At 73.3% G+C, this 13275-nt stretch carries 11 protein-coding genes; 7 read left to right on the top strand and 4 right to left on the bottom strand.

Going from position 1 to position 13275, the window contains the following annotated elements:
• A complete protein-coding gene (locus A949_RS0117650) occupies positions 1 to 1722 on the bottom strand; it encodes an AMP-binding protein (RefSeq protein ID WP_019357350.1) in 1722 nt (573 codons plus the stop codon).
• Between the two features lie 203 nt (positions 1723 to 1925).
• On the opposite strand from A949_RS0117650, the gene A949_RS0117645 reads away from it, so the two are divergent.
• Together A949_RS0117645 and A949_RS0117640 are read left to right on the top strand one after the other, a co-directional pair.
• Complete coding sequence (locus A949_RS0117645; RefSeq protein WP_019357349.1) at positions 1926 to 3242, top strand: acyl-CoA dehydrogenase family protein; 1317 nt, start codon at positions 1926 to 1928, stop codon at positions 3240 to 3242.
• Entirely contained in the window at positions 3239 to 3685 is a 447-nt protein-coding gene (locus tag A949_RS0117640) for a RidA family protein (protein WP_019357348.1), read from the top strand. Before A949_RS0117645 ends, A949_RS0117640 begins: the two co-directional genes overlap by 4 nt.
• A 79-nt stretch (positions 3686 to 3764) precedes the next feature.
• Here the strand turns inward: A949_RS0117640 and A949_RS33740 are convergent, their stop codons facing one another.
• A complete protein-coding gene (locus tag A949_RS33740; RefSeq protein WP_019357347.1) occupies positions 3765 to 4373 on the bottom strand; it encodes a CGNR zinc finger domain-containing protein in 609 nt (202 codons plus the stop codon).
• A 125-nt stretch (positions 4374 to 4498) separates the two neighbouring features.
• Between A949_RS33740 and A949_RS35610 the strand changes: the two genes are divergently transcribed.
• From A949_RS35610 to A949_RS0117610, 5 genes are all read left to right on the top strand, one after another.
• Entirely contained in the window at positions 4499 to 5863 is a 1365-nt protein-coding gene (locus tag A949_RS35610; RefSeq protein ID WP_019357346.1) for an MFS transporter, read from the top strand.
• A gap of 437 nt (positions 5864 to 6300) precedes the next feature.
• Positions 6301 to 6729, top strand: coding sequence for a helix-turn-helix domain-containing protein (locus A949_RS0117625; RefSeq protein ID WP_019357345.1), 429 nt, complete (start codon positions 6301 to 6303; stop codon positions 6727 to 6729).
• The gene (locus A949_RS33730; RefSeq protein ID WP_019357344.1) at positions 6729 to 7235 is read left to right on the top strand and encodes a hypothetical protein; all 507 of its coding nucleotides are present in this window, start codon (positions 6729 to 6731) and stop codon (positions 7233 to 7235) included. The genes A949_RS0117625 and A949_RS33730 overlap by 1 nt, the downstream gene beginning before the upstream one ends.
• A 35-nt stretch (positions 7236 to 7270) precedes the next feature.
• On the top strand, positions 7271 to 8455 hold the full coding sequence (locus A949_RS0117615; protein ID WP_158687597.1) for an MAB_1171c family putative transporter: 1185 nt from the start codon (positions 7271 to 7273) through the stop codon (positions 8453 to 8455).
• Positions 8446 to 9867 (top strand): amidase, encoded by a 1422-nt coding sequence (locus A949_RS0117610; protein WP_019357342.1) that lies wholly within the window; start codon positions 8446 to 8448, stop codon positions 9865 to 9867. Before A949_RS0117615 ends, A949_RS0117610 begins: the two co-directional genes overlap by 10 nt.
• A 105-nt stretch (positions 9868 to 9972) precedes the next feature.
• Here A949_RS0117610 and A949_RS0117605 read toward each other — a convergent pair whose 3' ends face one another.
• Positions 9973 to 11502: a helix-turn-helix domain-containing protein gene (locus A949_RS0117605; protein WP_019357341.1), complete on the bottom strand. Its 1530-nt coding sequence runs from the start codon at positions 11500 to 11502 to the stop codon at positions 9973 to 9975.
• A 275-nt stretch (positions 11503 to 11777) separates the two neighbouring features.
• Positions 11778 to 13151 (bottom strand): amino acid permease, encoded by a 1374-nt coding sequence (locus tag A949_RS0117600; protein ID WP_019357340.1) that lies wholly within the window; start codon positions 13149 to 13151, stop codon positions 11778 to 11780.
• Positions 13152 to 13275: the final 124 nt, after the last annotated feature.

The following is a 13275-nucleotide window of genomic DNA, read 5'->3' as shown; positions in this document are numbered from 1 at the left end:
CTAGGCCCGGCGGGTGCCGGGCCTCTCCGGCGGACCGGTGTCCCGCAGCCGGAAGCGCTGCAGTTTGCCGGTGGGGGTGCGCGGCAGCTCGGGGGTGAAGACGAACCGGCGCGGGCACTTGTAGGGGGCCAGCTCCGCGCGCACGTGCGTCGCCAGCCGCTCGGCCGTCCCGCTGTCCGGTGCGCCGGCGGCGAGCACGACGTGTGCGACGGCCAGTTGCCCGCGGTGCTCGTCCGGGCAGCCGACCACGGCGGCCTCGCTCACCTCCGGGTGGCGCAGCAGCACTTCCTCGACCTCGGGGCCCGATATGTTGTTGCCCGCGGAAATGATCATGTCGTCGGCGCGCGCCACGAACCGGAAGTAGCCCTCCGCGTCGCGTACATAGGTGTCCCCGGTGATGTTCCACCCCTCGCGCACGTAGGCACGCTGTCGCTCGTCGGCCAGGTAGCGGCAGCCGACCGGTCCGCGGACCGCCAGCAGTCCCGGGGTGCCGTCCGGCACCGGCACCAGCGCCCCCTGCGCGTCGCCCGTCACGATGCGGGCCTGGAACCCCGGGACCGGAACTCCCGTGCGGCCGGGCCGGATCGCGTCGTCGGCGGCGGAGAGGAAGATGTGCAGCAGTTCCGTCGCCCCGATCCCGTCGATGATCCGCAACCCCGTCCGCTCCCGCCACGCCTCCCAGGTCGCGGCGGGCAGATGCTCGCCCGCGGAGACGCAGCGGCGCAGCGACGACAGGTCGCAGGCGCCGGCGTCGCCGGGGTGCTCGGCCGCCAGCCGCGCCAGCATCGCCCGGTAGGCGGTCGGCGCCGTGAACAGCACCGAGACCCGGTGCGCCGCGATCGCCTCCGGGGTGCGGGCGGCGCCGCCCCACTGGTCCAGCAGCGACGAGGCGCCCACCCGCAGCGGGAAGACCACCAGCCCGCCCAGCCCGAAGGTGAAGCCCAGCGGAGGCGTTCCGGCGAACACGTCGTCGGCGTGCGGGCGCAGCACCCGCGCGGCGAAGGTGTCCGCGACGGCCAGGACGTCCCGGTGGAAGTGCGCGCAGCCCTTGGGGCGGCCGGTGGTCCCGGAGGTGAAGGCGATCAGCGCCACGTCGTCGGCCGCGGTGGGCACCGCCTCGAACCGGTCCGGCCGGGAGGCGGCCACCCGCAGTACGTCGTCGGGGCCACCGCCGCCGAACAGGCCGGTGCGCAGCCCGGGTACCTCCGCCTTGACCAGTTCGTCCGCCGACCGCACGTCGCACAGCGCGTGCGAGATCCGGGCCAGCCGGCAGACGGTCGCCAACTCGCCCGCCCGGTGGGCGGCCAGGACCGTCACCGCCACGGCGCCCGCCTTCATCACCGCCAGCCAGCAGGCGGCCAGCTCCGGGCTGGTCGGGCCGCGCAACAGCACCCGGTTGCCGGGCACCACGCCCAGGTCCCCGGTGAGGACGTGCGCGAGCCGGTCGACGGTGGCCCGCAGTTCGCCGTACGACCAGGTGCGCCGGGGCGGCGGCGGCCGGTCGGGTGCCGCGCCGGGAGCCGGGGGCAGACCGCCGGAGTGGAAGGCGGGCCGGTCGGCTCCCAGCCGCTCGATGGTCCCGTCCAGCAGCTCGGCACCGCAGTTGAGCCGCGCGGGATAGGCCGGGGCAGGGTCGTCCAGCAGCAGCACGGGCCACTGGTCGGGCGGCGGCAGATGGTCCCGGGCGAAGGTGTCGACGTGCGCGGACGGAGTCGGATCCATCACCGGGCTACCCCCTCGCGGGCGGTCCTCCGAACTCGGCCGGCAGCCCGCGGACCGCCGGCGGCGCCGGTCCGGCGCGTGGCGTCGAGCGTAACGTGTTGGTGACGGCAGTCAATGGTCCGCGATAGACAGGGAGTCGGCGACAGCACAGGAACCGGTCCGCGCGGAACCTCCGCAACGGGCCACGGCCGAGGGGAGCCGCCATGACCACCGCCTTCGCACTCACCCCGCAGCAGCGCGCCTGGTGCGCCCGCCTGCGCACGCTCGGAGAACAGCTCGCCCCGCTCGCCGCCCGGTGCGAGGACGGGCGCGTCGACCGCCCCCTGCTCCGCGAACTGGGCACACTGGGACTGCTCGCCCGCGCCGTTCCCGCGGCGCCTCCGTGGCGTCGCGGCAGCGCGCTCGACCTGTGCCTGCTGCGTGAGTCGCTGGCCTACTCCTGCCCGCAGGCCGAGACGGCCCTCGCCCTCCAGGGACTGGGCGCCGGGCCGGTTGCCGACGCCGGGACAGCCGAGCAGCGGGCCCGCTGGCTGCCCGCCGTCGCCGCGGGCCGGGCGGTCGCGGCCTTCGCGCTGAGCGAGCCCGGCGCGGGCAGTGACGCGGCAGCGCTGGCACTGCACGCGGAACCGGACGGCGGGGCCGGCGACGACGACCCGGCCGGCAGCCCGGACGGCTGGCGGCTGACCGGCACCAAGACCTGGATCTCCAACGCGCCCTGGGCCGACTTCTACACGGTCTTCGCCCGCACCGGCGAGGCCCCCGGAGCCCGCGGCGTGACCGCGTTCCTCGTCCCCGCCGACCGGCCCGGACTGCACGGCGAACCCCTGGACATGCTCGCCCCGCACGCCCTGGGCACCCTCACCTTCGACGCCGTCCCCGTCACCCGGGCCGACCTCCTCGGCGCGCCGGGCGCCGGATTCCGTGTCGCCATGCGCACCCTCAACCTGTTCCGGCCCAGCGTCGGCGCCTTCGCCATCGGCATGGCCCAGGCAGCGCTGGACGCCTCACTCGAACACGCCGACAGCCGCGCCGCGTTCGGCGGCACGCTGCGCGACCTCCAGTCCGTCTCGCACCGGCTGGCGGAGATGGCGACCCGCACCGAGGCCGCGCGGCTCCTGGTGTACGCCGCCGCCTGCGCCTATGACGGCAGCGACGGCGAGGGCGCGGACCTGGCGCGCCGCTCGGCCATGGCCAAGCTGCTGGCGACCGAGACCGCGCAGGACGTGGTGGACGCGGCCGTCCAGATCCACGGAGCCGCCGCACTCCAGCGGGGCCACCTGCTCGAACACCTCTACCGCGAGGTACGGGCGCCACGCATCTACGAGGGCGCCAGCGAGGTCCAGCGCTCCCTGATCGCCAAGGAGTTGTACCGGGAGCGCGCCGAGGCGCGGGGCGCGGCTTCGGGCCGGGCCGGTGCGGGGGAGGGGCCTGCCGTCGGTGTCGGGGAGGCCGTACGGGACGATCCGCCGGAGGCCGCCGCCGGCCGGGCAGCGGACCAGGCGGGGGAGGACCGGCTGTGAACCCCGACCCCACCGACGGGAGCGCCCCGCACCGGACCGACGGGGGCGCCCTGCAGCGGGTCAACCCCGCGCAGCTGGCTCCGCCGAGCGGCTTCTCGCACGCCGTGACGGCCACCGGTTCGCGGCTGGTCTTCCTGGCGGGCCAGACCGCACTGGACAGCGCGGGCCACGTCGCCGCGCGCACCCTCCCCGACCAGTTCCGCACCGCGCTGGGCAACCTGCTGTCCGCCCTGGCCGCATGCGGCGGGACTCCGGCGGACCTGGCCCGCGTCACCGTCTACACCACGGACGTTCCCGAATACCGTGCGCACGCCGCCGAACTGGGCCGGATCTGGCGGGAGCTGGCCGGACGCGACTATCCCGCGATGGCGGTCATCGGCGCGGTACGGCTGTGGGACGAGGAGGCCCGGATCGAACTGGACGGCTTCGCGGTGCTGCCCTGACCCCGGGAACGCGGGGTCGCGGGACGGCCGGGGCCCCGGGGGCGGCCGGGTCGTGGGCCTGCCCGGTCGTGGAACGGTGTCAGCCGCCGGGCCCGGTCCGCTCCCCGCCGTCCGGTCCGGCCTGCGGCCGGCCTCCGCCGCGCTGTCTGTGCCGGTGCGCGGCGACCCGGGTCCGGGTGGCGCACGGGCGGGAACAGTAGCGCCGCGGCGCACCGGGACCGCCGCCCAGATAGAGCCGCCGGCAGCCCGGTGCCGCGCACTCGCCCCAGGCGGTGCCGCCCTGCTCGCTCAGCAGCCGGGCGAGTGCCAGTGCCGCTGCCGCCGTGAACCAGTCCGCCCAGCTCGCGTCGTCGCCCCGGTCGACGTGCAGATGCCAGGCGTGGCCGTCGTGCCTGCTCAGCCGGGGGCGGGCCGCGCAGCGTTCCAGCAGCTCGTTGAGCGCCCCGGCCGCGCGGTCGGTGGCGGTCTCGGCCAGTACCCGTTCCGTCAGTTCCACCACCGCGTGGCGCAGTGCGCCCGCTTCGGCGTCCGTCAGGCTGCGCAGCTCCTCCTCCGACTCGCCGTGCCGCCGCAGAAGGGCCGTCATCGCCGCGCGGGGAAGCGCGGGATCCTCCCGTACGGCGTTCGCGAGGTCGATCAGCCGCTCGCCGGGCCGGAACCCGTCCTGCGGCTCGCCATGCTGCTTCATGTAACGCATTATACGATGGAGCCGTTACTCGACGGTCGGTCCGGCACACGGCGCCGGGCAGGCACCCGGGACCACCGGGACATGCCGCGCGGAGGGCCGTTCGCCCCGGGGGGAGGGCAGCAGCGTTGCTGAGGACGTATCTGGCCACGGCCTTCCTGGCGCGGTTCGCCGACGAAGGGGTGGGCGTCGCACTGGCCCTGCTGGCGGTCGAACGGACGGGCCGCCCGGCGCTGGGCGGGTTCGTACTCGCGGCCTGGCTGGCCCCGCACGCACTGGCCGCCCCAGTCGTCGGCGCGCTGGCCGAACGGACCCGCACCCCGCGCCTGCTGCACGGGTGCGCACTCGCCCTCCTCGGCACGGCGCTCGCCCTGCTGGCACTGACGACAGGGCGGACACCGCTGCCGCTCACCCTCGCCGTCGCCCTCGCCGGAGGCAGCGTCGGCCCGCTCGTCACCGGCGGCCTCTCCAGCCTCCTCGCCGAGACGCGCGCGCCCAGCGGAGCCGGCGAGGGCGGTGACGGCAGCCCGGGCCGTACGGCCTCCGGCAGGTGCGCGGACGGAGACCGTCCCGGCGGCGCCGCCGCCTCGGCCCAAGGCCGCGGCAGACGCCTCCGCGACCGCGGTTTCGCCTACGACGCGGCCACCTACAACGCCGCAGCCGTCACCGCACCGGCTGCCGTCGCCGGCACGGCCGCCGTGTCCTCCGCGGCCCTGGCCACGGTGCTGCTCGCGGTCTCGGCGGGCTGCGCCGCGCTGCTGTGCACGACGCTGCGGCTCCCCGCGGCCGGCCACCGGCCCCTACCGGCCGGCCGCTTTCGTCCCCGCGAACTCGGCACCGGATTCCGTGTCCTGCGGCGCACCCCCCAGCTCGCCACCCTCACCCTCGCGACCTGCGTGGCCTTTCTCGGTGCCGGTGCGCTCCCCGTCACCGCCGTGCTGCTCGCCCGGGCCCGGGGCGCGTCCGACGGCGGCGGACTGCTGATGACGGCGTTCGCCGTCGGCGGGCTCGCCGGGTCTCTCGCGGCGGCACGGTGGTCCGGTACGTCCGGACGGGTCCGCTCGGCGCGCCTCGGACTGCTGGTGACGGCCGCCGGGCTGGCGGGCGCCGCCCTCACCCCGTCCCTCCTGTGGACGGCCGCGCTGTTCCTGTGCGCGGGACTGGGCGAGGGTCCGCTGCTGTCCGCGACATTGCGCCTCCGCGCCGACCACGCCCCGGAGGGGACCCGTGCCCAGGTCTTCACCCTCGGCGCGGGGCTCAAGCTGACCGCGGGTGCTGCCGGGACCGCGCTGGTCGGTGCGCTCGCCGCGCTGCCGCCCCACTCCCTGCTCCTGCTGATCGCGGCGCTCCAACTGGCCGCCGCCGCGCTCCTGCGCGGCCTGCGACGCAGGCGGCCGGCGTCCCCGGCCCAGGAGCCGGAAGCCGGTACCCGGCATCAGCCGGGGCTCCGCGGACTCCCCCGGGGTCCGCGGAGCTCCGGCGGCTCATGGTGAATGCGAGCCGGGGCATGCTGCCTCGCACTCACACGATTTCGGTGCCGGGCTTCCTCGAAGGCTTGTGGCGCACGGCCTCGTGCGGGCTCGCGGCCGGCCCGGCGCTGCGCTCGGACGGATCACCGGGTGAGGAGACGGCTCCCGCTCCGCGGGGTACGGGCCTGGGGGATCGGAGGCGAGTCCGTGTGGTGCTCATGCGTGCAGTGCTCCGAATCTCGCCGGACCGTGGCGGCCCCTGTCTCCTGCGTCCCGAGCGCCGTGCGCTCGGCTCTCCCCGGTGTGCGTGCGGTGAGCCACCGGACAACCGGCGTCGGTAGTGTGCTTGCTGTGCACACCGAACCGTCCGTCGATTAATCTCAGTTAATCGCAGGGCAGAAACATGGCACACCCTGCATCGCAGTGTCAACTCGGATTAATCTCGTCATCAGGGAGGTCGTATGCCGACTGACGCCTTCAGTGAGCGTCTGAACAGGCTGTTCGAGATGGTCCACCCCCCTGACCGCGGCCCGTACACGAACCAGGAGGTCGCGGCGCTGCTCCGGGAGCGTGGCGGACCGACGCTCTCCCACGTCTATTTGTGGCAGTTGCGCACCGGACGGCGGGACAACCCGACCCGACGGCACCTCGAGGGGCTCGCAGAGTTCTTCGGCGTCCCGGTGGCCTACTTCTTCGACGAGGACACCGCCCTGAGGGTCTCCGAGGAACTGGCATTCGTCCGGCGCATCCGCGAGAGCGGCGTGCAGCGCGTGGCGGCCCGCGCGGCGGGGCTGTCGCCGCGGAGCATGGAACAGGTCCTCGCCACCATCGAGCACATACGTGAGCGCGAGGGTCTGGATCCGGACTCGGGTGCGGGAGGCACCGCCTGATGCGCCGCCGCAGCCTGCGGCGGGAATGCCGCCGCTTCGTGCGGGACCTCGGTCTCCCCCCGGCGCAGAGCATCCGCGACCTGTTGCCCGCGATCGAGTCCCGCTCGGGCCGTTCGATCCGGCTGGAGTCCGCCCCGCCGAACAGCGGAGGGGGCCTGTGCGGAATGTGGATACGCACGGTGCAGGGCATCGACTACATCTTCGTGAACGAGGAGACCAGCCGCGCGCACCAGGACCACATCATCGCGCACGAGGCCGCGCACATCCTGCGGAATCACCAGGGCAGCGGCACACTCGGCGAGGTCAATCCCGTGACGGACCGCCTCGCCCCCACTCTCGATCCGCAGGTGGTCAAGATGATGCTGGGGCGCAGTGACTACGAGCTCCACGACGAGCGGGAAGCCGAGCTGATCGCCTCACACCTGCAACGGCACATTCATCGCCGAGGCCCCGACATCAGCGCTGAGGACCCCATCGCCGAGACTCTGCTGCGTCACGGGAGATAGCAGTGCAACAGCTCCTTCACCCCATATGCCTCGCCTTGGCTGCCACCGGTCTGCTGTTGCTGCTCCGGTCGCCGCGACGCCTCGCCGAAGACCGCGCGCTTGCCGCACTGGCCGGTGTCTACGGGTTCTCGGCGCTCTCTTTCCTGGTGTCGCTCGAACCCGTCTGGAGGGTGCTCGACGAGACGACGGGACGACCCTCCACAGGCATCCTCGCGGCCTTCGGCTCGGTGGTGGCCCTGCTCGCCCTCCAGCCCGTCGTGCTCGCCCACTGGACGCTGCCGGGGGAGCGGGCACGGAGGCGTACCGTGTTCTGCCTGGCGGCAGGTGCGGTCGTCATCGCGGCACTGGGGGTGCTCTTCTTCCACCTCACGCCGACCGGCCGGTCGACCCCACAGGGGTTCACCATCAACTACGTGCACACCGGCACCTACCAGGCATATCTGACGCTCTACATCGCCGCCTACACGCTCGGTGAAACGGTTCTGGCGGTGGGCTGCTGGAGAGCGGCTCGGCACACCGGCGAGGTCTGGATCGCCCGTGGACTGCGCATCGTGGGAGTGGGCGCGATCGTGACCATCGGCTACAGCGCCGTACGCCTGGGCTATGTCGTCGCCGTGCTGTCCGGGCTCCCGCAGCCCTCGGCCGCTGCCGAGAAGTTCGCCTGGCTGTGCGCCGACGGCGGCACCACGCTCACCCTGATCGGCTTCTTCGTGCCGACGCTGGCTCTGCACGCCGTTCCGCACGCCCGTGCCTGGCTCCGGGCGCAGCGCGACCACCGGCGTCTCGCGCCGCTTTGGGAGGCGATGCACGAGGCCGTCCCCGGCGTGGCGTTGAACTCCCCCCGCACCCGCAACGGCTCACGGCTGCGCGTCCGGGCCATCACCTGGCATCTCTACCGCCGGGCTGTGGAGATCCGGGACGGCCAGTGGGCACTTCAGCCCTTCCTGGACGCCTCCGTGCGCCACACATCCGAGCAGCGCCGGAGCGCTGCCGGGCTCACCGGTGCCGACCTGGCATCCGCGGTCACCGCCGACCAGATCCGGGCGGCGCTGAGCGCCTCGAAGCGCGACGAGGCACCTCGGATCCCGGCGGAGTACGCGGACGCAAGCACCCGGGAGGACGTGCGTACGCCGGACGACGACGTCCAAGCGCTGCTGCGTATGGCTGCCCACTTCGAAACCGCACCCGCACGACAGGAAACCGCACCTTCATGGACCTGACCCACCGCACGGCCCTCGACCAGCTCCACGCCCTCACCACGGGAGAGGTCTCCAGCCGGGAACTCACGGCTGCCCATCTGGAGCGCATCGCACGTCACCCCGAACACAACGCGGTGACGACGCTGGACCGCGAAGGGGCTCTGCATGCGGCGGCCCGGGCGGACCGAAGGCGCGCCCAGGGCGGTTCCGAAGGGCCGCTGCTCGGACTGCCCGTCGTCGTCAAGGACTCGCTGGAGACCGAAGCCCTGCGCACCACGTGCGGCGCCGCCGAGCTGGAAGGGCACGTGCCGGACCGGGACGCGGACGCCGTGGCCCTCCTGCGGCGAGCAGGCGCGGTGATCCTCGGCAAGACCAACACCCCCTCGATGTGCCAGGACATCCAGACCACCAACCCGCTCTTCGGCACGACGCCGAATCCCCACGACCCGCAGCGGACGGCCGGAGGTTCCTCCGGAGGCTCGGCCGCGGCCGTGGCGGCCCGGCTGAGTCCGCTGGGCATCGGCAGCGACCTGGCCGGTTCCCTGCGACTGCCCGGCCACTACTGCGGCGTCCATGCGCTGCGCCCCAGCTACGGCGTGGTCCCCGCCAGGGGGCACATCCCCCGGGCCCCCGGTCGGCTGTCGACCTCGGACATGCTCAGCATCGGCCCCCTCGCACGGAGTTCGGCCGACCTCGAACTCGCTCTCGGCGTGCTGGCCGCCCCTTCCCCCGAGGACAGCGCGGGCTGGCAGCTCACCCTCCCCCCGGCACGGCACGGCAGTCTGCGCGACTTCAGAGTCGGCCTGTGGGCGGACGACTCCCACTGCACCGTGGACGCCGCCACCCGTGAGCTGCTCGACAGCACGGAGAAGCGGCTGCTGGACGCCGGGGCGAGCGTCGACGCCACCAGCCGGCCGGTGGACATGGCCCATTCCGACCGCCTCTTCCGCACTCTGATGTTCGCCGGTTCGTCGGCCGGCGCGTCCGCGGAGGCCTTCGACGGCGAGGTGCAGGCCGCCGGGAATCTGCCGCCCGGCGCGCAGTCCCCCGGCGCGGAGTTCCTGCGCGCCCGCACGCTGCGTCACCGGGACTGGCTGCTCGCGGACGACGAGCGCCGACGCGTGCGGCAGCAGTGGGCGGCATACTTCCGCGACGTCGACGTCCTCGTCACCCCCGCCGCTCCGACCGCCGCCGTTCCCAGCCAGACCGACGTCCCCGTCCCGGAGCGTCACCTCACCGTGGACGGCGAGCGCCGGGCGTACTGGGACCAGACGACCTGGCTGAACCTGGCCGGTCTGGCGCATCTGCCCGCGGCCAGCGTTCCGCTGGGCGTCACTCCCGACGGCCTCCCGCTCGGGGTCCAGCTCATCGGTCCGTATCTGGGCGACCTGACCGTCACCCGCCTCGCCGGTCTGCTGACGGGCACCGACTGACGGCAGTCCACAGGTCCCGCAGAAGTCCCGGGGAGATGCCGCCGCCCCCCCCGATCCTGGCCCGCTGAGCGGCAGGTCGGGCCGGGGCACGGCGGCATCCGTGCATCAGATGTCGCGGAACGTCTCGATCTGGGCGCCGACCTCGTTGAGGCGTTCGGCCAGGTCCTCGTAGCCGCGGTTGATGACGTAGACGTTGCGCAGGACGGAGGTGCCCTCGGCGGCCATCATCGCCAGCAGGACCACGACCGCGGGGCGCAGCGCCGGGGGGCACATCATCTCGGAGGCCCGCCAGCGGGTCGGGCCCTCGACCAGGACCCGGTGCGGGTCCAGGAGCTGGAGCCTGCCGCCGAGCCGGTTGAGGTCGGTGAGGTAGATGGCGCGGTTGTCGTAGACCCAGTCGTGGATGAGGGTCTTGCCCTGCGCGGAGGCGGTGATGGCCGCGAAGAAGGGGACGTTGTCGATGTTGAGGCCGGGGAACGGCATCGGGTGGATCTTGTCGATGGGCGCCTCCAGTTTGGAGGGCCGCACGGTCAGGTCGATCAGCCGGGTGCGCCCGTTGTCGGCCGGGTACTCCGCGCTGCGGTCGAAGTCGAGGCCCATCTCCTCCAGGACCGCGAGTTCGATCTCCATGAACTCGGCCGGCACCCGGCACACCGTCAGTTCCGACTCGGTGACGACGGCGGCGGCGACCAGGCTCATCGCCTCGACCGGGTCCTCGGAGGGCGAGTAGTCCACGTCCGTGTCGATGACCGGCACGCCGTGCACCGTCAGCGTCGTCGAGCCGACGCCCTCGACGCGGACGCCCAACTGCTCCAGGAAGAAGCACAGGTCCTGGACCATGTAGTTGGACGAGGCGTTGCGGATGACCGTGACGCCGTCGTGGCGGGCGGCGGCCAGCAGGGCGTTCTCGGTGACGGTGTCCCCGCGTTCGGTTAGCACGATCGGCCGCGCGGGGGCGACGCCCGTTTCCACCTCGGCGTGGTAGATGCCCTCCGTCGCGGTCACCGCCAGACCGAAGTGGCGCAGCGCGCTCATGTGCGGCTCGACGGTGCGGGTGCCCAGGTCGCAGCCGCCCGCGTAGGGGAGGCGGAAGCGGTCCATGCGGTGCAGCAGCGGGCCGAGGAACATGATGATGCTCCGGGTGCGGCGCGCGGCTTCGTGGTCGATGGAGTCCAGGTCCAGTTCGGCGGGCGGCACGATCTCCAGGTCGGCGCCGCCGTTGATCCACCGGGTGCGGACGCCGATCGAGGAGAGCACCTCCAGGATCCGGTAGACCTCCTCGATGCGGGCGACCCGACGCAGCACCGTACGGCCCGAGTTGAGCAGCGAGGCGCAGAGCAGCGCCACGCACGCGTTCTTGCTCGTCTTGACGTCGATGCTGCCGGACAGCCGCCGCCCGCCGACCACGCGCAGGTGCATCGGGCCGGAGTAGCCCAGGGACACGATCTCGCTGTCCAGAGCCTCGGAGATCCGGGCGATCATCTCAAGGCTGATGTTCTGGTTCCCGCGCTCGATCCGGTTGACGGCGCTCTGGCTGGTGCCGAGCGCTTCCGCCAGTTGCGACTGGGTCCAGCCTCGATGCTGGCGGGCATCGCGGATCAACTGCCCGATACGGGCGAGGTAGTCGTCGGTCATGGAGAAGAATCTATCTCAGATCTGAGATAGCGGCGCACCCGGGGGTGGTGTGGCGGCGGCGATTCGCCGGTAACCGCCTGAATGCCGCATCCGGGTTGCGGGCCGGCTCGGCCGGGTGCAGCGATGTCCGGGCCGGCCACTGGGTGGCTCCTCGTCCGTACGGTAGGGGCCGCACGGGCACGGGGCGCGGGCGGTACCCCCAATCGGGTGCCGGGTGCCGGGTGCCGGGTGCCGGGTGTGGCCGTCGTGCCGATGCCGGGCGCCGCGGCGGTCGCTCAGCTCTCGCCGCCCGCTCTGCGGACCAGCGCGTTCACCGCCCACAGCGCGATACCGAGCAGTACCAGGATGCCCGCCCTGACGTAGACGCCTGTGGTCCGGTCCGCGAGCGGGCTGGCCAGGACCAGCGCGGTCAGGGCGCCCAGCACGGGCAGCGGGGTCGGTACCCGGAAGTGCCGGTGCGCGACCCGGTCGCGGCGCAGCACGAGCACCGCCACGTTCACCACGGCGAAGACGCACAGCAGCAGGAAGGAGGTGGTGTCGCCCAGTCCGGCGATCTCCCCGGTCGACACCAGCCCGAGGGCGAGCAGGGTCACGAAGACGATGCCGACGACGGGCGTGCGGCGCCCGGGGAGGACTCTGCCCATCGCGCGCGGCAGGATGCGCTCGTTGGCCATGCCGTAGCACAGCCGCGAGGCCATCATCATGTTGATGAGAGCCGAGTTGGAGACGGCGAAGAGGGCGATCACGGCGAAGAGCTGCTGTGGGAAGTGCACGCCGCCCGCCTTGACCACCTCCAGCAGCGGTCCGCTGGACTCCTCCAGCGTCGCCGTCGGGACGAGCAGCGAGGAGACCACCGCGACGAGTACGTAGACGGTTCCGGTCACCGCCACGCCGATGAAGATGCCGCGGGGAAAGGTGCGCTGCGGATCCACCGTCTCCTCGGCCATGTTGACCGAGTCCTCGAACCCGACGAAGGCGAAGAAGCCCAGCGCGGTGGCGCCCAGCACCCCGGAGAACAGCGCGTACCCGGTGCCCCCGGTCTCCAGGTCGCCGAGCCGGGAGGGTTCGCCGGTCCCGGACAACGCGGCGGCGGCCCCGATGCCGAGGATGATGACGAGCCCGGTGAGCTCCACCAGGGTGAAGACCACGTTGGCCTTGACGGACTCCGAGACGCCGCGCAGGTTCAGTCCGGCCAGGGCCAGCACGAACAGGACTGCCACCAGCGTGGGCGGTACGGCCCCGCCCGTGAGCTCGTCCAGGTAGTCGCCGCTGAAGGCCAGCGCCGCCGCGCTGGCGGAGGAGAGCCCCGAGCACATCACCATGAAGGCGACGATGAACGTCAGGAACGGCACCCTGAACGCGCGCTGCGTGTAGAGCGCCGCCCCGGCCGCCTTCGGGTACTTGCCGACCAGTTCCACGTACGAGGCGGCTGTCAGCAGCGCCACCACGAATCCGATCGCGAACGGCAGCCACAGGGCTCCGCCGACCTTTCCGGCGACTTTGCCGGTGGTGGCGTAGATGCCGGTGCCCAGGATGTCCCCGATCACGAACAGGATGAGCAGCCTGGGGCCGATGGCGCGTTTCAGCGCTGGTCCAGACGGTTCCCCGGCGTCCCGGGGTGCGGGCTCGTGCGGGTTCGCGGTGGACACGGGGACACTGTGCGGCAGTCGTGACCGCGGGTCCAGGGAACGCGGCGCGCGTCCGGGTGCGCAGCCCCGAACGGCCCGTTTCCCGCAGGGCGCGAAAGGGCCCCTCGTGCGCGGGCGGGCGGGA

Origin of the sequence: Streptomyces sp. AA1529 (assembly GCF_000280905.1) — a bacterium.
Taxonomy (GTDB): Bacteria; Actinomycetota; Actinomycetes; order Streptomycetales; family Streptomycetaceae; genus Streptomyces.
The sequence above is the reverse complement of the archived record's forward strand: the minus strand, read 5'-3'. Positions and strand labels throughout refer to the sequence as shown.